The 20,947-nt window shown below is 62.7% G+C and carries 26 protein-coding genes and 2 pseudogenes; 19 read left to right on the top strand and 9 right to left on the bottom strand.

Going from position 1 to position 20,947, the window contains the following annotated elements; all coding sequences use genetic code 11:
- Positions 1 to 166 precede the first annotated feature (166 nt).
- Complete coding sequence (locus AC1DIO_RS29955) at positions 167 to 529, top strand: helix-turn-helix domain-containing protein (protein ID WP_476854501.1); 363 nt, start codon at positions 167 to 169, stop codon at positions 527 to 529.
- Entirely contained in the window at positions 489 to 1,838 is a 1,350-nt protein-coding gene (locus AC1DIO_RS29950; protein ID WP_476854500.1) for a type II toxin-antitoxin system HipA family toxin, read from the top strand. The genes AC1DIO_RS29955 and AC1DIO_RS29950 overlap by 41 nt, the downstream gene beginning before the upstream one ends.
- Positions 1,839 to 1,883: 45 nt before the next feature.
- Here AC1DIO_RS29950 and AC1DIO_RS29945 read toward each other — a convergent pair.
- A pseudogene (locus AC1DIO_RS29945) lies at positions 1,884 to 2,191 on the bottom strand (cytochrome c oxidase subunit I); the annotation flags it as partial.
- A 743-nt stretch (positions 2,192 to 2,934) separates the two neighbouring features.
- Between AC1DIO_RS29945 and AC1DIO_RS29940 the strand changes: the two are divergent.
- On the top strand, positions 2,935 to 3,819 hold the full coding sequence (locus tag AC1DIO_RS29940; protein ID WP_476854499.1) for a hypothetical protein: 885 nt from the start codon (positions 2,935 to 2,937) through the stop codon (positions 3,817 to 3,819).
- 70 nt (positions 3,820 to 3,889) lie between these two features.
- On the opposite strand, the gene AC1DIO_RS29935 is transcribed toward AC1DIO_RS29940, so the two are convergent.
- Entirely contained in the window at positions 3,890 to 4,027 is a 138-nt protein-coding gene (locus tag AC1DIO_RS29935; RefSeq protein ID WP_476854518.1) for a hypothetical protein, read from the bottom strand.
- On the opposite strand from AC1DIO_RS29935, the gene AC1DIO_RS29930 reads away from it, so the two are divergent.
- On the top strand, positions 3,971 to 4,237 hold the full coding sequence (locus AC1DIO_RS29930; RefSeq protein ID WP_476854517.1) for a DUF6894 family protein: 267 nt from the start codon (positions 3,971 to 3,973) through the stop codon (positions 4,235 to 4,237). The genes AC1DIO_RS29935 and AC1DIO_RS29930 overlap by 57 nt on opposite strands.
- Positions 4,238 to 4,357: 120 nt before the next feature.
- Here the strand turns inward: AC1DIO_RS29930 and AC1DIO_RS29925 are convergent, their stop codons facing one another.
- Positions 4,358 to 4,939 carry a PRC-barrel domain-containing protein gene (locus AC1DIO_RS29925; protein WP_476854498.1) on the bottom strand — a complete coding sequence of 194 codons (582 nt, stop codon included), beginning with the start codon at positions 4,937 to 4,939 and terminating at the stop codon, positions 4,358 to 4,360.
- 62 nt (positions 4,940 to 5,001) lie between these two features.
- On the opposite strand from AC1DIO_RS29925, the gene AC1DIO_RS29920 reads away from it, so the two are divergent.
- The 6 genes from AC1DIO_RS29920 to AC1DIO_RS29895 all read left to right on the top strand — a co-directional run bounded on the left by AC1DIO_RS29920 (position 5,002) and on the right by AC1DIO_RS29895 (position 8,543).
- Positions 5,002 to 5,259: a DUF1236 domain-containing protein gene (locus AC1DIO_RS29920; RefSeq protein ID WP_476854497.1), complete on the top strand. Its 258-nt coding sequence runs from the start codon at positions 5,002 to 5,004 to the stop codon at positions 5,257 to 5,259.
- Positions 5,260 to 5,833: 574 nt separating this feature from the next.
- Positions 5,834 to 6,130: a PepSY domain-containing protein gene (locus tag AC1DIO_RS29915; protein WP_476854496.1), complete on the top strand. Its 297-nt coding sequence runs from the start codon at positions 5,834 to 5,836 to the stop codon at positions 6,128 to 6,130.
- A 36-nt stretch (positions 6,131 to 6,166) separates the two neighbouring features.
- The gene (locus tag AC1DIO_RS29910) at positions 6,167 to 6,709 is read left to right on the top strand and encodes a general stress protein (protein ID WP_441493860.1); all 543 of its coding nucleotides are present in this window, start codon (positions 6,167 to 6,169) and stop codon (positions 6,707 to 6,709) included.
- A gap of 128 nt (positions 6,710 to 6,837) precedes the next feature.
- Positions 6,838 to 7,101, top strand: a complete 264-nt coding sequence (locus AC1DIO_RS29905) for a DksA/TraR family C4-type zinc finger protein (RefSeq protein ID WP_476824007.1) — start codon at positions 6,838 to 6,840, stop codon at positions 7,099 to 7,101.
- Between the two features lie 939 nt (positions 7,102 to 8,040).
- Positions 8,041 to 8,250, top strand: coding sequence for a hypothetical protein (locus AC1DIO_RS29900; protein WP_476854495.1), 210 nt, complete (start codon positions 8,041 to 8,043; stop codon positions 8,248 to 8,250).
- On the top strand, positions 8,220 to 8,543 hold the full coding sequence (locus AC1DIO_RS29895; RefSeq protein ID WP_476854494.1) for a helix-turn-helix transcriptional regulator: 324 nt from the start codon (positions 8,220 to 8,222) through the stop codon (positions 8,541 to 8,543). Before AC1DIO_RS29900 ends, AC1DIO_RS29895 begins: the two co-directional genes overlap by 31 nt.
- Before the next feature lie 70 nt (positions 8,544 to 8,613).
- Here the strand turns inward: AC1DIO_RS29895 and AC1DIO_RS29890 are convergent, their stop codons facing one another.
- Both AC1DIO_RS29890 and AC1DIO_RS29885 read right to left on the bottom strand, forming a co-directional pair.
- Positions 8,614 to 8,862: a hypothetical protein gene (locus AC1DIO_RS29890; protein WP_476833023.1), complete on the bottom strand. Its 249-nt coding sequence runs from the start codon at positions 8,860 to 8,862 to the stop codon at positions 8,614 to 8,616.
- Between the two features lie 382 nt (positions 8,863 to 9,244).
- The gene (locus AC1DIO_RS29885; RefSeq protein ID WP_476835935.1) at positions 9,245 to 9,484 is read right to left on the bottom strand and encodes a DUF982 domain-containing protein; all 240 of its coding nucleotides are present in this window, start codon (positions 9,482 to 9,484) and stop codon (positions 9,245 to 9,247) included.
- A 244-nt stretch (positions 9,485 to 9,728) separates the two neighbouring features.
- Here AC1DIO_RS29885 and AC1DIO_RS29880 point away from each other — a divergent pair, with 244 nt between their 5' ends.
- Positions 9,729 to 9,998 (top strand): hypothetical protein, encoded by a 270-nt coding sequence (locus tag AC1DIO_RS29880; protein WP_476854493.1) that lies wholly within the window; start codon positions 9,729 to 9,731, stop codon positions 9,996 to 9,998.
- Between the two features lie 171 nt (positions 9,999 to 10,169).
- On the opposite strand, the gene AC1DIO_RS29875 is transcribed toward AC1DIO_RS29880, so the two are convergent.
- Both AC1DIO_RS29875 and AC1DIO_RS29870 read right to left on the bottom strand, forming a co-directional pair.
- Positions 10,170 to 10,229, bottom strand: a complete 60-nt coding sequence (locus AC1DIO_RS29875; protein ID WP_476854516.1) for a hypothetical protein — start codon at positions 10,227 to 10,229, stop codon at positions 10,170 to 10,172.
- Positions 10,230 to 10,270: 41 nt separating this feature from the next.
- Positions 10,271 to 10,804 carry an ATP-dependent DNA ligase gene (locus AC1DIO_RS29870; RefSeq protein ID WP_476854492.1) on the bottom strand — a complete coding sequence of 178 codons (534 nt, stop codon included), beginning with the start codon at positions 10,802 to 10,804 and terminating at the stop codon, positions 10,271 to 10,273.
- Between the two features lie 1,005 nt (positions 10,805 to 11,809).
- Between AC1DIO_RS29870 and AC1DIO_RS29865 the strand changes: the two genes are divergently transcribed.
- Positions 11,810 to 12,112 (top strand): DUF7696 family protein, encoded by a 303-nt coding sequence (locus AC1DIO_RS29865; protein ID WP_476854515.1) that lies wholly within the window; start codon positions 11,810 to 11,812, stop codon positions 12,110 to 12,112.
- Positions 12,113 to 12,590: 478 nt separating this feature from the next.
- On the opposite strand, the pseudogene AC1DIO_RS29860 reads toward AC1DIO_RS29865, so the two are convergent.
- Positions 12,591 to 12,788 (bottom strand): annotated as a pseudogene (locus AC1DIO_RS29860) (cold-shock protein); the annotation flags it as partial.
- A 338-nt stretch (positions 12,789 to 13,126) separates the two neighbouring features.
- Between AC1DIO_RS29860 and AC1DIO_RS29855 the strand changes: the two are divergent.
- Both AC1DIO_RS29855 and xth read left to right on the top strand, forming a co-directional pair.
- Complete coding sequence (locus AC1DIO_RS29855) at positions 13,127 to 13,366, top strand: alpha/beta hydrolase family protein (RefSeq protein ID WP_476825791.1); 240 nt, start codon at positions 13,127 to 13,129, stop codon at positions 13,364 to 13,366.
- Positions 13,367 to 13,435: 69 nt separating this feature from the next.
- Positions 13,436 to 14,221 (top strand): exodeoxyribonuclease III, encoded by a 786-nt coding sequence (gene xth / locus AC1DIO_RS29850; protein ID WP_476854491.1) that lies wholly within the window; start codon positions 13,436 to 13,438, stop codon positions 14,219 to 14,221.
- 295 nt (positions 14,222 to 14,516) lie between these two features.
- On the opposite strand, the gene AC1DIO_RS29845 is transcribed toward xth, so the two are convergent.
- Positions 14,517 to 15,521 (bottom strand): LysR substrate-binding domain-containing protein, encoded by a 1,005-nt coding sequence (locus AC1DIO_RS29845; protein ID WP_476854490.1) that lies wholly within the window; start codon positions 15,519 to 15,521, stop codon positions 14,517 to 14,519.
- A gap of 33 nt (positions 15,522 to 15,554) precedes the next feature.
- Here AC1DIO_RS29845 and AC1DIO_RS29840 point away from each other — a divergent pair, with 33 nt between their 5' ends.
- The 5 genes from AC1DIO_RS29840 (at position 15,555) to AC1DIO_RS29820 (ending at position 20,437) form a co-directional block, all read left to right on the top strand.
- Positions 15,555 to 16,649: an ABC transporter ATP-binding protein gene (locus AC1DIO_RS29840; protein ID WP_476854489.1), complete on the top strand. Its 1,095-nt coding sequence runs from the start codon at positions 15,555 to 15,557 to the stop codon at positions 16,647 to 16,649.
- Positions 16,646 to 17,500: an ABC transporter permease gene (locus AC1DIO_RS29835; protein ID WP_476854488.1), complete on the top strand. Its 855-nt coding sequence runs from the start codon at positions 16,646 to 16,648 to the stop codon at positions 17,498 to 17,500. Before AC1DIO_RS29840 ends, AC1DIO_RS29835 begins: the two co-directional genes overlap by 4 nt.
- Before the next feature lie 2 nt (positions 17,501 to 17,502).
- On the top strand, positions 17,503 to 18,306 hold the full coding sequence (locus AC1DIO_RS29830) for an ABC transporter permease (protein ID WP_441481251.1): 804 nt from the start codon (positions 17,503 to 17,505) through the stop codon (positions 18,304 to 18,306).
- A gap of 19 nt (positions 18,307 to 18,325) precedes the next feature.
- On the top strand, positions 18,326 to 19,444 hold the full coding sequence (locus tag AC1DIO_RS29825) for an ABC transporter substrate-binding protein (RefSeq protein ID WP_441481252.1): 1,119 nt from the start codon (positions 18,326 to 18,328) through the stop codon (positions 19,442 to 19,444).
- A gap of 69 nt (positions 19,445 to 19,513) precedes the next feature.
- Positions 19,514 to 20,437, top strand: coding sequence for an arginase family protein (locus AC1DIO_RS29820; RefSeq protein WP_476854487.1), 924 nt, complete (start codon positions 19,514 to 19,516; stop codon positions 20,435 to 20,437).
- Positions 20,438 to 20,947 lie beyond the last annotated feature (510 nt).

Below are 20,947 nucleotides of genomic sequence, written 5' to 3'. Positions count from 1 at the left end.
TCACTCGATGGCGCGACGGCACGCTTGTGAATCGCCTCGGTCCCCAATCGCGCCAGCCTTCTGATACTTGCTATATATCGCAAAAATGCCGCTAATTGCGTTATTTCGCAATTTTCCATTGCCTGGCTATCATGCGCTATATCCAAAAATCGAAGGAATTTGCGAAATGTCGCAACGTAGCCACGAGGCTCGTCGCCGGTTAGGTGGCCAGATTGAACGGTATCGCGAGCAACGTGGTTGGACCCTGCGCGAACTTTCGAAACGCGTCGGGCGCGACCCTGCTCGCCTGAGTGAAATCGAGAGCGGCAGGGCTAATCCATCCATCGACAACCTCGTCGACCTTGGAGAAGCCCTGGGTCTGGAAATCGTTCTCGTACCCCGTGAACGCTTAGCTGAGGCGCTCGGCTTGGCAGGGAACCCGGCGTCCGCATTACCATCTGTCCCCCCCACGCCGTCGAGCCTATTAGACGAGCTTTTGATCGAGGGTGATGACGATCCCGAGGACGATGTTGGCCATGCCCCCCGCTGACACGCTGGAAGTCTATCTGCGCCCCGACGCACGGCGAGAGCTAAAAATTGGCATAATCGTTCGAGATCGGAGCCAGCGCATAACATCGTTCTTCCCCGACGATGCATATCTCGCCATGGGGCCCGTCCGCCCGCTCGTATCGTTGTCATGGACGGGGCAATCCGAGGAAGCCACGATGCAGCGGCTGACCAGGAGAGCGGACAAGCTCGGCACGAATGGCTACCTGCCACCCTTCTTCGACAATCTCCTGCCCGAAGGAGCGTTGCGTGAGCTCGTAGAGAAGGAACTCGGGCATGGCCGCACTGATCACTTCGACGTCCTTGCCCGCCTGGGAATGGACCTGCCCGGCGCTCTCACCGTGCACCGCGCCACCAAAGGCGGTTTCGTAGACGACGAATCTCCTGCAACAGACTCCCCTTGGCCTAGGGGCCCGTCCCTTCGTTTTTCGCTTGCCGGCGCTCAACTGAAATTCTCGATGAAGGCTCGAAACGACCGCCTGACGCTCCCGATGTTCGGTGAGGAGGTTGGGGACGTTATCCTCAAAGTACCACATAAGAAGTACCGCGACCTGCCGGAGATGGAGCATGCCGCGATGACAATGGTCGCCGCCACGGGGCGACGGGTGGCTCTGACTCGCCTCGTCCCCTCCTCCGCGGTGGAAGGCCTTCCAGAGAAATACCTGGAACACGGGTCGACCTGTCTTGCAGTGACCCGCTTCGACAGAGGGCCCAACGGCCTCCGCGTTCAGATGGAGGACTTTGCCCAGATTACCGGGGCTCTCGGAGATCAGAAATATACGCGGGCAAACGAAGAAACAGTCCTCAACATCGTCCGTCGGTTCGCGACCGACAGTCGAGGGGAGCTCGTGGAAGCCATCGGCCGTTCCGTATGTAACATGCTGATCGGGAACGGCGACGCGCACCTTAAAAAGTGGTCGTTCCTCTACCCCGAGGGCGGTGAAATCGCGCTCAGCCCCACCTACGACGTCGTGCCCACCGTCGTCTTTGGCGACGCCGAACTCGCCTTGCCGTTCATGAGAACGAGTAACCCCGATTCGCTCACGCTCCGCCGTTTCGAACGCGCGGCGGGCCTTCTTGAAGTCCCGTCGGGCGTGGTCATCCACGAAGTCAAAAGAACCGTAGAAAGCGCGTTCGCGACCTGGCCGGCGATCTTGAGGGAGATGATGCCTTCTCGTGCTGCCGAAGCGATCGTCAACAGAATCAACCGGCTTCCCTTCGTGAAAGAGCTTTTGCCGGACATGGATTTCTCCGTCGCCCCGACCGAGGACGCTACCGTGGGGGCGGGATAATAGGTTGGCTATCGCCTCGTCCCGCTCGCACCGGTTCAGCAGGCCTCATGCAGGTGCACCTCCACGCGGCGGATGGGGCTGCTTCGCGGCGGACTGCAGAGTGCGTKAAAATATGAACAGAGGTCCCAGGGTCCATTCCAGCGTCGGTGCACCTTCGCCCCACGGACTGCTTCTTCGAGAAGGCGACGATGACGCCGTAGAAGAAGACCAGCAAGCCCGCAGCGAAGACGTAGGAGCCGATCGACGATCAGAAATGCCAGCCGGCGAAGGCATCCAGATAGTCCACGTCAAGGCCAAGGAAATGCTGCGGGAAGAACAGCAGGTTGGCGCCGAAAAAATCCGACCCAGAAGTGCCGCCTGCGGAGCGACCAGTCCTCGACCGTGGCCCGACGCGCGATGAACGACCACCGCTGATCCATGTCGCGGAAAATGGAGGACACCACCCCGCCGACCTCCCGCTGGAGCAACGGGCGCATCACCTTGGCTCCCAATTAGCGACATCGACGCTTAGGCTTTCAATGGCTGAACCAATTGTAGAGACACAAAGCGACATAACCGATGAGCATAAGCCACGCGATGACGACTATAAACAATACTGAGGCAAATGAGCCCCCTCGAACGCGAGGTGAATATTCATTGAAGCGCGTCTGCCCCCCGTTCGCCGTTGTGGTCTCAACAGCCTCAAACGGGCGGTCATGCCGGTCGATTGCTGTCATTAGGGCTCTCCGTTCCGCTCCGGGCAAACTCGTCAGGCTGCTCGCACGGGTGACATGCAGCAGCAAAGCCGCCGTGCACGCTATCGAAAAAAGGCGAGCAAAATGATTATCGGCAGGGGTATTCCCAACATCCAAAGAAGTATGCCGCGGCCCATGGCCTGTCCTCCTGTTTGTCCAGCTTGAACCAACGACAAGCAGGAGTGTTCCCGGGCACGTCGGTCCCGCCTGGAACTATTTGGCTCCGCCGTCTGTTCATCCCACGTCACATATGTGGCGGTGCATCGGGAGAGTCTCATGAACGGCGTCATCTACATCGTTGGCCTCATCGTGGTCGTGTTGGCCATTCTTTCATTCCTTGGTCTTCGGTAGGAGGCTGCATCATGTCCGTGAGCACACCCAACGTGGTCGTCGTTCCCCCTCCCGCCCTAAGGGGTGCCTCCACCGGCTCCTATCTTGAATGGAGCGCCATCTTTGGCGGTGCGGTGCTCTCCGCGGCCATCACTACGGTGATGGCAGCTTTTGGCTCTGCTATTGGCCTGTCCCTGGTGTCCGCGGACACCGCGCGCTCTTCGGGCCTGACAGCCTTGACCATCGCCGCAGGCCTGTGGGCCATCTGGATCACAGTCTCGGCCTGCAGCGCGGGCGGATATCTTGCCGGGCGTATGCGTCGGCCGGTTACCGACGCCAGCGACCACGAGCGCCATGTTCGCGACGGTGCTCATGGCTTGGTCGTTTGGGCTGCCGGGGCGTTGATCGTAGCGATGGTCGCCAGTTCGTCGCTGCTGGGTGCTGCCAAAACAACTGCGACCGGTGTGGCTGCCGCAACTGGCGGAGCCGCCGCTCTTATCAGTCAGCAGGCGGACCCGCTGGGTTCGACCTTGGACTCTGTCATGAGGTCAAACGGCACCACGCCGCCGACTGCCAGTGAACGCGAGGAGGCGTCCCGGATCTTCATGACCGGAATCAGATCGGGAAAGCTCGATCAAGTTGACCGCGACTACATTGCGACGCGCGTCGCTGCACGGATGAACATCCCTCAGCCCGAGGCTCAGAAGAAGGTCGATGACGCCTTCGCAAAACTGGAGCAGGCGAAGGAGACCGCAAAGCAAGCCGCGGAGCGCGCTCGGAAGGCTGCAGTGATTACCGCATTTATGACCGCAGCAGTGCTTTTGTTGGCGGCGGCGGCAGCTTGGATGGCAGCCCAACTTGGCGGCAAGCACCGCGACGAGGAAATGGATCTCGGATCGCTGTTCGGGCGGCGATGAAGGAAATCGGAGGGGCTCGCACGGGCCCCTCCACACCTGCCGATACGCAAAGAAGCAAAGACGACGTCTTTCAGCCGCGCTGCTCCGTTGCGAACTGGAACTTTGCCGAGGGCGGGGCCGTTAAGCCGGCATGGCCCAATACTTTTTCGACATCGAGATCAATACGGAGCTGGTCGTCGACGGCGAAGGCATCGACCTCGAGGACCACGCCGCCGCCCGCCTTTCGGCCCTTTCAAGCCTCGGCGACATCATCTCAGAGCGTGTCCAGTCCAGCGACGATCTCAGCATTGACGTGAGAATACGCTACGCCGATGGCACTCCGATCTTTGCGGCGACGCTCATTTTGAACAGCCGGTGGCTCACTCCAGCGCCCCCGATCCCGATCCGGAACGCTGTCCCCGGCAAATCTGAAGAGTGAAGCAATTCGGAGGCACGGGCCCGACACAAATAAGGCCCGCGCACCATTCGGAGCAGCGGGTCAGGTCATGTCCTGGTTTAACCCCCCAGCACGCTAGGTTCCCGCGCCGGCCGGGTCCGGTCACTTTGCGAAGCGGCCCTCGTACTTGAACTGCGGCGCCGCCTTGAGCTGTTCCTTGGTCGCGTTGATCCGCGCATTCCATTTCTTGTCGGTCTGATTCCAGGTGACGGCGAGCGCACTCGGGCTGACGGCAACATAGTGAATGCCCAGACCGAGAAAACCGCCGACGGATAGAATGTAGGACGCCAACGAATTGCCGGCGATGACCACATCCTCGATCTCGCCGACAGTCTCATCGCCGGCATTCTTGACGTCGAGACCCTTCAGGCTGCTGACGAGAGCGGACGCCTCGTCAACCGACACGAAGACGGGCGGCTGGGCGGGGGCTGGGACGGGTGCTGTCTGTGCTAACGCCGCACTGGAAAGCAGGGTCGCTGCAAGAGCAAAAATGATGGTGCGCATGTTCGGATGACCTCCCTTATAGGGCCGCAGGCAGGAACCGCTGCGGCAGGATGGAAAGGTAATTCCGATCATTCTGATCTGTTCCTCATGCGCATTCGCGGAGCTCCGTGTTCGAACGATTCCCGCGCGGAACAAGGACGATACTCTGGGGTTTTGAAAGCGGCCGGGGAGGACACTCATGATGGAGGACGTCCATGACCTAATTCTCACCACGTTGTTTGCTGCTGCACTTGCGAGCGGCCGTGCTGGCACAGACTACCACAACTACGACGATCACCACGGAACAATCAGGCAAGATCAAATCCTACTTCATGAAAGAGAAGCCCAAATCCGTGAAGGTTCCGGAAACTGTGGCGGTCGGCGCCACGCTTCCGGCAACGGTCGAACTGTACACATTCACTTCGGATGTTGGTGTGACGCAGTATCGTTATACGATGGTCAATGACCGCGCTGTGCTGGTCGAGCCCAGCTCGCGTAAGATCATCCAGATCATCGAGTAAGCGCCCACCGCGGCCCTGGCGATGTTGCGTTAGGGCGGCGCTGGCTAGCCGCTCGCCACGGCGAATGCACTCCGAGAACCTTATCCCGTTCCAGATGATCATGACGGCCATTTAAGACTTCTGCGCGGGACCGCGGTCACGTGGATCTCAAGAGTGGCCGCGGCCCACGATCACCTCGCGGCCGTAACCCCCAAAACCAATCCGGTGGCCGCGGCCCAGGCCATCACACGAAGCGGACGCGCCCAAATCTCGTCCTCAAGCCTTTCCTGAAATTCCCCCACTCGCTCAAATGCAGCCGCTGCCTCCGATCGGGTTCGACGCCGATCGTCTTCTGAAAGGGCCTCAGCGCGCTGTGACATCTTGATGAAGCCGGTGGAGGAAGGCGCGGTGGCGATGAATCATTCCCCGGCGCTGGATCCTGTCCAACTCCGGTAGTCGAGCCGATGTTCCGCTATTGGGCGCTCCTTCTTGGCCCTCGGTTCCGCACGCCGGCGGGATTGGGAAAGGAACCAAAGCGGTGCGGCGCCGTTTTCTTGGGCACTGCGGCACCGCCGCTTCCCTTGGGAGAGCCACCATGAAAAAGCTCATCATAGTTTCCCTGATCGCCACCACGACCTCCTTTGGGGCCATGGCGCAAACCTCGACCACATCCCCCGCACCGGCTCCCGCTCCGGCCGACGCGAACGCCMCGCTGCCGGGCGCCAACAGCTTCACTGAAGGCCAGGCCAAGAGCCGTCTCGAAGCCAACGGCTACACAAACGTCACCGGCCTGAAAAAGGACGACAACGGCGTCTGGAAGGGCACGGCGACGAACGCCGGCACTCAAGTGAATGTTTCGGTCGATTATCGCGGCAACATCACTCGCAACTGATCGATACCTCTCGCACCCCGACTTCTGGAGGCAACCATGACCCGTACGATCACTCGTTCATACGACACCTACGATCAGGCCGCTGCGGCGGTCGAGAAGCTCGAACAGGCCGGCATCACGTCGTCGGAGATCAGTGTCATCGGCCGCGATGAGCGCGCCAAGGACAGCAACGCCGCCGAGGGGGCTGGCATCGGCGCAGGCATCGGGGGGGCGGCCGGCCTTCTCGCCGGCGTGGGCCTTCTAGCAATCCCGGGCATTGGCCCTGTCGTCGCCGCTGGCTGGCTGGCGTCGACCGCGGCGGGCGCTGTCGCGGGAGCAGCGGCGGGTGGCCTCGTCGGATCGTTCACCAGTGCAGGTGTCGATGAGGACGAGGCCCATTATTATGCGGAGACGGTTCGTCGCGGCGGCACGGTCGTTTCCGTCAGGGCGGTCGACGAGCAGGCCGCTACGGTCGAGGCCATCCTGGATGGTGCGACCCCGATCGATCGCGAGAGCCGTGTGGCCCAGTACCGTCGCGAAGGCTGGACCCGCTTCGACGAAACAGCGGATCCGTATGTGCGCGGCCAGGCCGGCATCTGACGCCACGCGCCGCTGCCGTGGGGCTCGCCCCGCGGCAGCGGCGCGTTGGTGATGCAAGGCCGTCCCAAGATGGTCGCCATTGGAGTCGCGGTGGACGAACACCATTTGGGAATAAAGAGAGGTGTTCCATGGCAAGTGGTTGGGCTCCCGACGGAGCCGTTCAGGACCAGATCGACGACTCGATAACCGATGCCGTCCGGCTTGCGCGGTCACGGCTTCCGACCGGACCTGGCGAGATTTATTGCCAGGTGTGCGGAGAGGAAATCGCGGAGGCGCGGCGTCGCGCGATGCCTGGCGCCCGTACCTGCGTGGATTGCCAGTCAGGCCTCGACCGTCCCAGAGCGATGTCCGGCATCAACCGCCGGGGCAGCAAGGACAGCCAATTGAAATGACCGCATGCGGTTGCTCCGATCGCGATTAGGCTGTCATCTTCACCTGTGAGCGCCGCGGCCTCCTGCTGCCCCCGGAACACTCCGCCCCGGTCTCTCCCCGCACGATCTGACGCCGCACAAATGCATCAACTACCGCCCGACGGGCTCCGGTGGCCTATTGCCTGGGAATTCGAGAAGGAGGGGCAGGGTCTGTCCATGCGCGTGGCGGGCTTGTGTTCAGCGATGCCGACCTCATTCTGGATCCTCGAGCAGGCTTGGCTGACGCGGATCTGGCGGCCTGCTGACGACCCCGCTCCTTAGAGCGGAGAAGCCTGGCCCGGTACGCAGGATACGACGCGCGCACACAACGGCCACTCCAGCGCAGAGAACGCGGCCCCCGCAAGATTCGTTCCGCGATACGGGACGCAAAAGAGGTCCGCCAGCCATCGGTCAGCTCTACGGAATCGCGAGGTCACTCACTCACCCGATGTCCCCTCCGCCTTTCTGGCTCGCCGGGTTTTGCTGCCCGACAATAAGGGCGGCTAGTGCCGCGAGAGCGACCTGCTTCTTTGACCCTTTTGGATGAACCTCTCGAACAGCGCGATACAGTGCGGCAGGACTGCTAGAGTCGCCCGCAACGCGGTTCAGAATGTCAGCCATTTTCCGGACCGCCTGAGTCCCCAGGCATGACAATTGTCCTCCCAAAGCACTGGACTTAGCACCTCGACMACCCAAGATGACCCGCCCGGGCCGCCCCCTGTTCACCAGGCAAAGGAACACGCCACTCGGCTCCAGAGTTAGAATTTTACGTGAGTTCAAATGGGGGCTGACGAGGACAGGACACATGTCATCAGAGCCGGGGACTCCCCCGTCGAACCCGCCTGCCTGGACCGGGCGTCGTMTAATTACGTTACCGAGCAACCAACGCACTGTAGCTTTAGATCTGCTCGACCGTCTCGGATGCGGTATCTCGTGGTCGAGGGCCAGCGCATCATCGAGGCCAACACCGCCGCCAGCCTGATCCTTGGCTGCCAGCGCGATGCGGCCCTCGATCTTCACCACCTGATGAGTGCGTTCCGACGCCTGATCGAGCGGGCTCCGCACCGCCTAAAGCTCGGGCCGTTGAGCTGGATTGTMATATGGAACAGGACGATGCGCCGTTCATCCTGAACCAGGCTGCTAACTCCGTACCGGCCGGCATCAACGTAGTCATGCTGGTCGATCTCTACGCTCGCCTGCAGCCGAATCCGTTCATGCTTCGGCGCCTGTTCGGCCTGACTGCGGCCGAGACCCGGCTTGCTCTTCAATTGGCGCGCGGTGACCAGCTCGCCGATGTCGCCCGAAAGTCGGAGGTAAGCCTCTGTACCATTCGCAGCCAGCTCGGCACGGTGTTCGGGAAAACCAATACTAGGCGTCAGGCGGAGCTMGTGACGTTGCTTACTCGGCTGGCGATCCTGCCTTGAGAGGGCCCCGGCCCGGTCCGGGGGAGCCCGGGGCCATGGCCACCCGAGATGCGGCGCAGTGGGCACACGCTCAGTGCAGGCCTGGCAAAGCGGCCGTTGCCATCTCTTTCTCCACGGCGATGAAGGCGTGGGCGAAGTCCTCGGTCGGGAACCGGATCAACAGGGCTGTATCACCGACGTTGAGTGGCACCACCTCATAGGGGATTTCCCACTCGCTCAGCCAATCCTCCATCGCCTGGAGCCGAGATAGAAATCGCAACGCGGTCAGTGGCATGACAACGTGATAAATCCACGTGTTTGAGCCATGGCTTTTGCCCATCCGCCTGATCCGAAGCGATATGAAGGCCCCGCCGCTTCGCAACGGCAGGGCCCCAGGCTGTGAGGGTTGCGGCCGTGGAGTTGTCAATCGCTCAACGCCCTCACGCCACTAAAACGGACGGTGGCCCAGCGTGTTCCTAAGGACAGGACAAGAAACAAAAAAGCCCGCGGCGCTTCGTCCCGCTGCGGGCCAGTTGTAAGGGAAAAGAGCTTCGCCGTGCGGGGGATTGCATGCGGGCTCCGACCCGGTGGTGCCGCCCGGAGAATCTGATCGCGGCGTCACCACTAAGCGTGAAACGCCCGACGAGGCCTTTAGTTCCGCGGCCGTCCACTTGTCAGGGCTCGTGGAACCGTGGGGCAGCCAGGTCCGCCAACGCAGCTGACTACCCGATAAGGCGGCCACACTCCCGCGCCGCCTCCTCGAACGCCTCCCGCGCCTCATCAACGGTCCCGGCACCATTCAGCACTGCCGTGCAGGCGCGCACTGCGTCTTGCCACTTCGGCCCCGCTCCAATCGCTTTCCAGGCTAGCAACAGCTCAGCGGCTTGCTCGACGTCGGTGATAGAATAGCCCACTCCGGGCCGGTCGGCTTGAACGACAACGGGTGGGCTGAACCAGTGCATCGGCATGGCACATTCCCGTCCTCCTGATCGCCAGAACGCAAAAAGGCGCCCGGCAGTTCCCTGAGGAGCTGGCGGGCAAAGTGTTCAGCAGCGACGGCTTGATCAGGCTGGTTGCAGCGCTCGAGGAATGGCTCACCACCATCCGTACACGGGCAGATTGGTGGAGTTTCTCCCTAAATGCGCGCCTACTGCCAAGCTGCCTTCATCTTAGCCTGGTCAGATAATTTCGCGGTGTGAGGCGCCGATGTTCACCGGGAAAGGTGTGTTGGTTGATAAGGCTGGAATGCGCTTGATGGTAACCTATCAGTATGTCGCCATCGGAGAGTGTGGGCGCGCCGGCCGCCTCTATAGCGAACCGATCGAAGCAGGCCCTTTTGCCTTTGACCAAACCTTCGATCTCGAATGCGAGGACGGGGTTGCGATGATCGTTGTTGTCACGCAAGTTTCGGGGCGCCGATGGGTGTTTTTTGGCCGGGAACCGGGCAAGAATCCTCCGCCGGCCTCGTCCAATTGAGCGTCGAACAGCTGACCCGGTTGTCCTGAGGAAACGGCGGAACAGGTAGAGCCGAATCCACCGGCGGGCGCGGCGCTCGAGGATTGTCTCATCGCCAAATACCGGGATTAGCGGGCACTACTCGTCAAGGCGAAGGACGTTGTCAGCATCGGAGATGTCGCGTAGCCCCTTTTAGGACGCGTGCCGCAGTTTTTGGTCCGTGGTCCAGCCGCGGAATTCGATCTCAGCCACCAGTGACGGCGTCACCCAGCGCGTCCCTTTTCTTGTCAGTTTCAGCGCGGGCTTCGATCAGGAGGGCGTCGAGCTGCTTTCGCAGCGCGGTAGCCGAGCKATCGGTGAACCCGGTCCCTACGCCGCCGACAGGTCAGCCGGTTGTTCTTCCAGGCCGCKAGCAGCAGCCGCCCGATACCGCCCAATGCCGCCGACGACGGCTCATAGCCGATGATGAAGAACCCTTCCGATTGGATGCACTTGATCTTGAGCCATTCGCCGCCCCGGCCGGATCTATAGGGCGCATCGCGCCGCTTCGCGATGACGCCCTCGAGGCCCATCTTGCAGGCGAGCGCCAGGAAGGCGTCGCCTTCGGCGTCGACGTCCGCGCTGAACAGGATCGAGGTATGGGGCTTTATGATGCCGGCGAGCATCTCGCGCCGCTCCTCACACGCCAGCGGACGAAGATCGTGACCATTGAGATACAGCAAATCGAAAGCGTACAGGAGCGCTCCGGCGGCAGATCGCTTGCCGCCCCGGCCACCGAGAGCTTGCTGCAAGGCGCCGAAGTCGGAAGCACCGCGTTCGTCGAGCACGACGGCCTCACCGTCGAGGATGGCGCTATCCGGCCCGAGATCCCGAACATCACCTGGGATCGTGGGAACCGGTTCGTCCAGTCATGACCGTCGCCGGCGGGTGGCTTGGAAGCCAGGAGAGCCAGGCAGGGCTTAATCCGATCAGGCATGGCGTCGAAGCGGAGCTTCCGCTGGCGCGCATCGCGCGCTTTGTTGACAGGGCCACGGACTCTCGACTCCAGGGCCGACACGCAGGGTACGACGCGCACACACAACTGATACTCCAACGCACGCACGAGGTTCGCCCCGCCGTTCCGGGGGGAATAGCGGCGGGGCTCCCCAGGCCGTGACGGCGCCGGATGTGAACAACGCCACCACGCAGTAGCGAACCGCTGTCGAAACCAGCAGTTCCGGCCGGCGACTACTATTTCACTCGCTCAAGATTCTCCCGGTCCTTTCGACGCGGTCTCATCGAAACGTTGGACAGCAAGTACTGCCAAATCGACGCTTGGGTCCGCCCTCCACAACTCGGCGATGATTGAGGCCAGACGCTCGCGTTGGACGGGCTCGCTGGGCGGGTCGACCCTTGCTGCAATCTCGCCAAAAGCCGCGGCGATCCGAGCGAGTTCCTCTGGCGTGGCGACGATAGAACGGAACGGCATCGCAATCCCCCTGCGATGCTCACAGTTTATAATCCATCAAAAGAACGCAAGGATGAATTGGCCAGCCGGAGGCCCCGCCGTATGGCAGCGGCGGAGCCCGAGGCCGTGCGGGCGGTGGAGAGTGGTGGCCGGCACGCAGAGAAAACAAACTTGCCCCTCAGCTGTTCCGTCGACGAGGAACAAAAAAAGGACCCGCAGCGTCCTCACACAGCGGGCCAGTTCACCCCTATTGGGCTGAGGTATGAAACGCGCAGCGGCCCCTGCGGGTTCCGGGCGCGAGCGAAATTGTTTCATCGGCGCGGAACCGGCGATCGGCTCCATGAGTTGAGTCGAGGCAGGATGCGGTGCCTGCGTCGATGAACGCATTGCGATCGACCAGTCGGGGGGCAACCCTGGAGATGCACCGTGCCAGGCTCCTCACCTCGCGTCGTCTGGCCCCATCTCTTCGGTCGAGAGGTTCTCTCCGATTCCGGGGGAGTGGCTGCACGAATGCGAGGTCGAATATTTGCTCTCCCTCCCAGAGGCGAAGCGCGCCGAAATCCTCGACGGCGTCCCCGGCGCCGTGGACCGCAAAAGACAAGGCATCAGGGGCATGCGCGGCGAGGGCGTGGTTGCTGCGCTCAAAGTTCAGATCGAGCGACTGCGGCTCATCAAAATGAAGGGCTGAGTGTGGGCCCGCTGATCCGGCGGGAGCAGCGAGGCCCCAAGGCCGTGCCCGCGCGCCGGCGTCTCAGGATTTCCCTCCTCTAATAAGCGCCTCCGACTCCAAAGAGGCCGCCAACTCTTCGTATTCCATAATCCGCTCGGCGCGTTCTGGCGCTTCCGACCGGGCCCAGAAATCGAGCCCGATCCACGCCAGCTCATAGGCCTCACAGAGAACGAGAATCAGACGTCTGTTCGAAGCCCGCACGCAAACCAGGCAGCCGCAGCATAAGACGTGTCAGTCCACGTTTCTGATCGGCGTCATGGCATTCACGAGCGCGTTCCGAAGTGGCCATCCTCCCACCAAGGTATTGGATCCTCTATTGGACTTGAGGGCGATGCCAGGAGAGGAAATAGGGCCCCGCCCTAGGGCAAATCGCAGCGGGTAGGTCGTGTGGCCTTTGAGGGGAACAGCACGCCGTCCAAACGAATGGTACCGTAGTCAGTTCCTCGGCACAGGTTTTTCCCGAGCGTTGGTCGGGAACAAGCTCGTAAGCGATTTTTTGTCCGTCGCGCAGCTCGCGCAATCCCGCACGCTCCAAGGCGCTGATGTGAACAAACACATCCTGTCCGCCGTCGTCAGGTTGAATAAAACTAAATCCCTTGGTGGGATTGAACCACTTCACCGTTCCCGTAGCCATGGCTGTCCTCCTGAGCCCAAAAAAGGGCCCGCGGTGTCCTCCCACAGCGGGCCAGTCAGGGGTCATGGGTACTGTCGGCTGAACGCGCATGGAAACGGAGGGTTCCGCCAAAACGCAAAAAGGCTCGCCACCCTTTTCAGAGCAGCGGGCCGGTTTCAAGAGGAAGCACCAAGCTGAGCGGCCGGCTGACGCAGCCAGATACCTAAAAGGAACATAAGTACAAATTTGTTTTTAATGGCTTTCCCAAGGGCCAGTTCCTTAGCCTGGCGCAACTCAAATGAAACGGCCTCGGCTGCCCGATGTCGATTCGTGAGTTTGGATTATGATTGCGGTGATGCTTGCCCTGGCCGTGGCTCAGCCGCCCTCGGTGTTTCGGTCCGACACCGACACTCATTTTGCATGGGGATGCCGACCATGTGGTCCCGGTATCAGACGCCGGGGCCATCGAGAGGCTGATCAAAAGTACCGGGGGACATGTCCAAAGCCATATCTATCCAGGCGAAGGACATGGACTTTCTCTCGCTAGTTGGCCGGATGTGATATCGAGAGCGCAGGCGTTCCTGCGCGAGAACCTCTGACGCTCGGCGGGAAAGGGCCGAAACCCCCGAGCTATGTGGAGAGATTCCCGGCTAGGAGGAGAGCCGTCATTGAAGATCGCGACCTACAATGTAAACGGCATCAACGGCTGCTTGTCGGTTCTTCTGCGGTGGCTCAAGCAGGACAACCCCGACGTAGTCTGTCTGCAGGAGCTGAAATGTTCCGATGATCGCTTTCCGGAGCGTGAGCTACAGCAAGCCGGCTATGCGGCGGTTTGGCAGGGCCAGAAGAGTTGGAACGGTGTCGCCATCCTCGCAAAGCGCGGCCGCCCTCTTGTCCTGACGCGCCGGGGCTTACCCGGAGATCCCGATGACAGCCATAGCCGGTACATCGAGGCGGCGGTGAACGGGATGCTGATAGGGTGTCTCTATCTTCCCAATGGCAATCCCGCCCCTGGGCCCAAGTTCGAATACAAACTTCGCTGGTTTGATCGACTGCAAAGCTACGCCGAGGAGATACTATCACTCGACGTGCCGGTTGCGCTCGTTGGTGATTTCAATGTCATGCCGACGGCGCTGGATGTCTATGCGCCTGAGCGGTGGAAGGAGGACGCTCTCTTTCGCCCCGAGGTGAGGAAGGCATACGCCAAACTTCTTGAACAGGGGTGGGTCGACGCCGTCAGGCACCTCCATCCCCACGAGCGCATCTACACGTTTTGGAAATACTGGCGCAACTCGTTTGAACGCGACGCGGGACTGCGGATCGACCACTTCCTGCTAAGCCCCGCTTTGGCTGCATCACTCAAGCGTGCGGAGATTCGGCGTTCGCCGCGTGGCTGGGAGCATACCAGTGACCACGCCCCGGTCCTGATAGAGCTTGAATACCCCCCGCCGTAGCTCGTCGAACTTGAAACAGATCGTTGCCAATTTCCCGCCGCCTTGCAGGAACCAAAGCCGTCACCATCTCGGTGTCCGCGCGGTGCCATCATCGCACCTGCCTGCTCTCCGGTTGGATGCGTTGCCGCGGATGTACCGGCCGCAACCGACAGGAGGGCAAAGCCAGTTTCCCGGCGATGGCCGGAGCCGTCTAGTCCTGACGATAGTCAGAGGCCCGCCGTTCACAGAACGGTGGGCTTAATTTTTGAAGCGCAGAGCGAATTCCGGGGACGGGGACGTCCTGTGCTCACTTGGATTAGGCTCCCGTGTAGGGAGAATTAGCCCGAACTAAGCGAGTGTTTTCTTCCCTGAATGCATCCACAAACTCACGCGCAATTCGTGAAAGTGGACGCACGCCCGGCTGGAACATCGCATAGCGATAATCGAGCCTCGGAAGGAACGGTTTCGCGATCAGTCCCACCTTCTGGAAATGCAGGCTGGTGACGACGTCGACGATGGTCACGCCGACGCCTTCCATGACCAGCGCGCAAGCGGTGCCGAAAAACTCGACATGAACGGCCATGCGCAGCCGCGCCGAATGCTCGGCGAAGGCGCGTTCGATCGCCTCGTGCAGGAAATGATCGGCATAAAGCGAGATGAAGGGGGCGTCGTCGAGATGGGCCGGCGTGATGACCGACTCGGCTGCGAGCGGATGATCGGCGGGCAGCATGCAGACGCAGGGGACTTCGATCGTCTCGATGACGGAGGCTGGGCTCTCGATCGGATGCTCGGCGAAACCGATATCAAAGGCCTCGATGCGGCCGAGATCGCGCACGGTGGGCGATGAGCGCGTGATGAAGCGCACCGTGCCGTCCGGCCAGCGCCTGAGGAGCCGAGAGATGATCGGCGGCAGGGCATAGGTGGCGAGGCCGGGCTGGCTCGCCAGCGACAGCGTTCCCGAGCGTAGGCTCTTAAGATCCCGTGCGACCTGGCGGGTGCGTTCGAGCACCCCGAGAGCGCGACGCGCCTCCTCGTAGAAAAGCGTCGCTTCGGGCGTGACCTGCAACCTGCCCTTTTTGCGCTCGAACAGGGAGACGCCGAGCTCGTCCTCAAGCCGGGTGATCAGGTTGCTGATCGCCGGCTGCGACTTTGCCAGCACGGTCGCCGCAGCGCTCATCGAGCCAGTCTCGATGACAGCACGAAAGGCCTCGAGGTGCCGCGTATCCAAGCCCGTCTCCGCCATTGAGTTATAATCCAGATTTATATCTTTTAACTCATTTCGTTTTTGACGTAAGCCGGGAAAACGGGACCATGGAGCCAAGCCTAAACGGCAACGGGGAATGGGACAGCATCGGTGAAAGACTCGCTTGTCCTCGACAAGGTCGAGAAGCGCTATGGCGATTTCGTCGCGCTCGAACCGACCAATCTGACGATCAAGGCCGGCGAGTTCATCACGCTGCTCGGCCCTTCCGGGTCGGGCAAGACGACGATCTTGATGAGCATTGCCGGCTTCGTCGCACCCAGCAGCGGCCGCATGCTGCTCGACGGCCGCGACGTGACGGCGCTGCCGCCCGAGCGGCGCAATTTCGGCGTCGTCTTCCAGGGCTATGCGCTGTTCCCGCACCTCACCGTCTACGACAATGTCGCCTTTCCGCTGAGAGCACGCGGCATCACCGGCGAGGCGGCCCGGCCGAAGATCGTGGCCGCGCTGGAGACGGCGAAGCTGCAGGCCTTCGCACATCGCTATCCCCGCCAATTGTCGGGCGGGCAGCAGCAGCGCGTCGCGCTTGCCCGCTCGCTTGTCTTCGCGCCGGAACTGCTCCTGCTCGACGAGCCCCTGAGTGCGCTCGACAAGGCCTTGCGCAAGGAATTCCAGACCGAGTTCCGGTCGATCCATCGCGAGGTCGGCTCGACCTTCATCTATGTCACGCATGACCAGGAGGAGGCGCTGACGATGTCGGACCGCATCGTCATCCTCGACCGCGGCCGCATCCTCCAGATCGCCCCGCCAGCCGAGCTCTACGAGCGGCCGGCCACCGAGTTTGTGGCGGGCTTCCTCGGCAAGAGCAATTTCCTGCGCGGCAAGATCGCCTCGACCAGCGGTGGGCACGTCGAGATCCATATGCCCGGCTTCGCCGCGACGGCCGTAGTAAACGGCATCGCGGCGCGTGCCGGCGAAGCAGCGGTCGCTGCCCTCCGGCCTGAGAAAATCAGGCTTGCCGCGTCAACGGCCAGCGCCGAGGCCGCGCCTTGCCAAGTCCGCGGTCGGGTCGGTGACATCACCTATCTCGGCGCGGCCGTCGAGGTCGAGGTCAAACTAACGAATGGCGAGACGCTGCTCGCGACGGTTCCGGCCGGGCAGCGCAGCTTCGCGGAGGGCGAGGAGATCGTCGCCTCATGGGCGCCGGATGCGGCGATCCTCGTGTGCGGCAGCGAGGCCTCGCCGTGAGCGCTTCCGCCGCCACCAGCACCGGCGGAAGCGAGCGGCTCTACTGGCTGATGTTGCTGGCGCCCTGCGTCTTCCTGGCGCTGTTCTACCTCGCGCCGGTGCTGAACGTGCTGGTGCTGAGCTTCACCGTGCCCAGGCCCGGCCTCGCCAACTATGCGGAACTCGTCAACAACGGCGCCGTGCAGCGCGTGCTCTGGAGGACGCTTCGGATCGGGGCGATCACCACCGTGCTGGCGCTGGCCATCGGCTACATCGTCGCCTACGCCTTGCTGCAATGCGGGCCGCGCGAGCGCAAGATCCTGCTCGGCATCGTCGTGGCGAGCTTCTGGATCAGCGCCCTCATCCGCGCCTTCGCCTGGGTCGCGCTGCTGCAGTCGAAGGGGCTGGTCAATTCGATCCTGCTCTCGACCGGCCTGATCGAGAGCCCGCTCAGCCTCGTGCGCAACGAGGTCGGCGTGCTCATCGGCATGGTCCATTACATGCTGCCCTACGCGATCCTGCCGCTCTACACGAGCCTGCGCGGCATCGACGACCGGCTGGTGCCGGCGGCGCGCGCGCTCGGGGCGACGCCGGGGCAGGCCTTCCGCTGGGTCTTCCTGCCGCTCAGCCTGCCCGGCCTGATCGGCGCGGGCGTGATCGTGATGATCTTCTCGCTCGGCTTCTACATCACCCCGGCCATCCTCGGCGGCGGGCGCACGATCATGGTGGCCGAGTTCATTAGCGTACAGATTTCCGAGACGCTTCGCTGGGGGCTGGCGGCGATGCTGGCGACCGTGCTGCTCGGCGCCGTGCTCCTGCTCGTGATGTGGCTCAGCCGCTTCATGGACGTCGAACAGGCGCTGAGGAAGTAACCATGGCAGCGCTCAGCGTCCCCTCGAACTCAACCGGGCTTTCGCTCAACCGGATTGTCGCCTGGCTCGCGGCCTCGTTCCTGCTGCTGCCCATCCTCGTCGTCATCCCGATCTCGCTGACGCCGGAGCGCTATCTCTCGCTGCCGAGTACATCGATCTCATTTCGCCATTACGGCAGCCTCGCGACCGACGGCCGCTGGACGAAGAGTATCGTCGACAGCCTGATCGTCGGTATCGGCGCGACAGTGCTTGCGACCGTGCTCGGCGTCGCCTTCGCGGTCGGCGCCTGGCGGCTGGGAGCGCCGCTCGCCCGGCGCCTGCGCCTCCTGCTGCTGGCGCCGATCATCGTGCCGCCGATCGTGCATGCGGTCGCGTTCTACCGCGCCTGGGCCACGCTCGGACTGCTCGACACCTATCTCGGGCTGATCCTGATCCACGCGATGAAGGGGCTGCCCTTCGTCGTGCTTACCGTCGCCGGCACGCTGTCCAATGTCGATCCGCGGCTGGAACAGGCGGCACGCAGCCTCGGCGCCAATGCGCGGCAGGCGATGGGCTGGGTCGTGCTGCCGCAGATCCGCGCCGGCATCGTTGCAGGCGCCGCCTTTGCCTTCATCACTTCCTGGGACGAGACCATCGTCGCGCTCTTCGTCACCAGCCGCGCCGTGACGACCCTGCCGCGCCGGATCTGGGAGGGGCTGGCAGACAATATCGACCCGGCCATCGCTGCGCTCGGCACGGTGATGATCGTCCTGACCTTCGCCGCCGTCGCGATCTCGGCGCTGCGCAGCGCCTCCGCAAAAGCCTGACAACAGAGGGGAGACCAGCATGACCAGAGAGCATCAGGAATTCCGTGACGACTGCCTCGCGATCCTGCGCAGGCAGACCGAGGGCAAGCGCGTGCATCGCCGCCGCTTCCTGCAGGCGCTCGCCATGCTGGGAGCGATCCCGGTGGGCCTGCGCCTCACGCCGGCCCATGCCCAGACCGGCGAGATCGTCGTCGTTAACTGGGGCGGGGATGCCGTGCCGGCCTATGACGCTATCTGGGCCCAGCCCTTCAACGCCGCCAATCCCGGCGCGAAGGCGTTGATCAACGGCTCGGGGCCGAGCTCCGGCAAGATCAAGGCGATGGTCGAGAGCGGCGCCGTGACCTGGGACGTCTGCGACCGCACCGTGCCGGCCTCGATCGAGCTCGGACGCCAGAACCTCCTGGAAAAGGTCGATTGGTCGATCGTCGCGCAGGACAAGGTCCGCGCCGCGCATCGCTCGGACTGGGGCGTCGGCGCCTATCTCTATTCCTTCGTGCTGACCTACGACGCGAAGGCCCTGAAAGGACCGGTGCCGAAGAACTGGAAAGACTTCTGGAACGTCAAGGAATTCCCGGGCAAACGCACGCTGCGCAATAATATCGAGGGCATGCTGGAGGCGGCGCTGCTCGCCGACGGCGTCAGCCGCGACAAGATCTACCCAATCGACGTCGACCGGGCGCTCGCCAAGATCAAAGAGATCAAGCAGCACACGATCTTCTGGACCACCGGCGCGGAGAGCCAGCAGCTCTTCCGCAACCAGGAGGTCGTGATGGGCAATCTCTGGCACACGCGCTCGATGCTGCTCGCCAAGGAAGTTGGCGACCACATCAAGTTCACCTTCGAGGACGGCATCCTCTTTCCCGGCGCCTGGATCGTGCCGAAGGGGAACCCGGCCAAGGCCGGCGCCTGGAAGTTCATCGCCTCGGCGCAGGATCCCAAGAGCCAGGTCGAACTGTTCAAGCGCGTCGGCAACGGGCCGGTCAACCCGGCCGCCGCCGCGATGGTACCGGCCGAGATGAAGGCGCTCGACTGCGGATCGCCCGAGAATTTCGCGCGCCAGGTCGCCGTCGACAACGAGTGGTACGCGCAGCACTACGCCACGATCCTCGCCCGCTACATGGACGCGATCGCCTCCTGAGCCTCGACCCACGATGGGCGGCATCGCGCCGCCCGCCCCTGCCTTTCCGACCAAGACACAGGACTATCGATGACAACGGCGCCGTTTTCGCTCGCCCAGACCTTCATGGGCGTCCCACATCGCACCGAGATCGGCGACGCCAAGGCGGTAGTCCTCGGCCTGCCCTTCGATTGCGGGACGCATCCGCAGCGCGTCGGCTCGCGGCTCGGGCCGTCCTCTATACGCGAGCAGTCGCTGCTGTTGCGAGCCTTCGACTTCGTCAACGGCATCAACCCACTGGAGGCGCTCGGCGTTGTCGATGTCGGCGATGCGAAGGTCAGCCCCGGCGATCTCGAAGCCTCCTATGTCGCGATCGAGGCCGCGGTCGGCGCCATCGCCGAGACGCGGGCCGTGGCGGTGACGCTCGGCGGCKACGGAGCGATCGCGCTGCCGGAGATGCGGGCGCTGCACCGTGTCTATCCCGATCTCGTCACCGTCCATATCGACGCCCATACCGACGCTTACCCGATCGAGGGCTACAACACCGCAACCGCCTTCGGCCGCGCCGTCGAGGAAGGGCTCGTCGACCCGGCCCGCTCCTACCAGGTCGGAATGCGCGGCACGACGATGCTGCCCGGCGTCGGCGAATACGGGCGCAGCCTCGGCTACAACGTGATCCCGCTCGCCGAACTGCTGGAACGCGGCATCGCCAACGTCTTCTCCGAGATCCGCGCGCATATCGGCGACCGAGCGGTGTACCTCTCCTACGACATGGACTTCTTCGACCCCTCGGTCGCGCCGGGCGTCTGCACGCCGACCTGGGGCGGGGCGACCTCGCGCGAGGGGCTGGCGGTGCTGGAGGCCTGCGCCGGGCTCAATCTGGTGGGCGTCAACATCAACACGGTCAGCCCGCCGCATGATGTCGGAGGCATGTCGGCGCTGCTGGCGGCGCAAGTGACGCTGAATGCGCTCAACCTGATCGCGCGGCAGCACCAGTCCAAAGCTGCCAGTTAAGAAACGAGGTTTCTGGCCGGCGAACGACGGATGGCCGGCCAGAAAACGGGAGCGAACTTTGGTGGCTTCCCCTTAAATCATAGAACTCGCACTGTACGGGCTACCCCTATTCCCCTTCGATACTCCTCCCGATGCCGCCGCTCCGGCTTTTCAATGCCCCGGCCATGGGAATGGGCCTTTCACCATTTCCCGGGACCGATCGAGACGAGATGAATTGAAGACGTCGATCGTGGGTTTCGAGATGTCCGGAGGTGCATGAACCGCCGCCCCATCGCGGCGCTGCCTCATTCAACTCGTAGCGCTTGATCCCCATCTTCGGCTCCGCGTCTCAACACGGAACCCCATGAATCAGACATCTCGACAGTTGTGAATCTGGAGGGTTCTGTGAGGTCGCGCGGCACTGATCGTGGAGCGAGGCGCGGCGCGCGACCTCATTGAAGCCGGATTGAACGAAGCCGCCGGCGCGAGGGCCTATGGGTTTTGTGCCTTGGGGCCGCTGCTCAAGGGGCC

The sequence above is a fragment of the Allobosea sp. 05T439 genome, from assembly GCF_056396005.1.
Note: the sequence above shows the minus strand (reverse complement) of the source record. Positions and strands in the feature narration are given on the sequence as shown.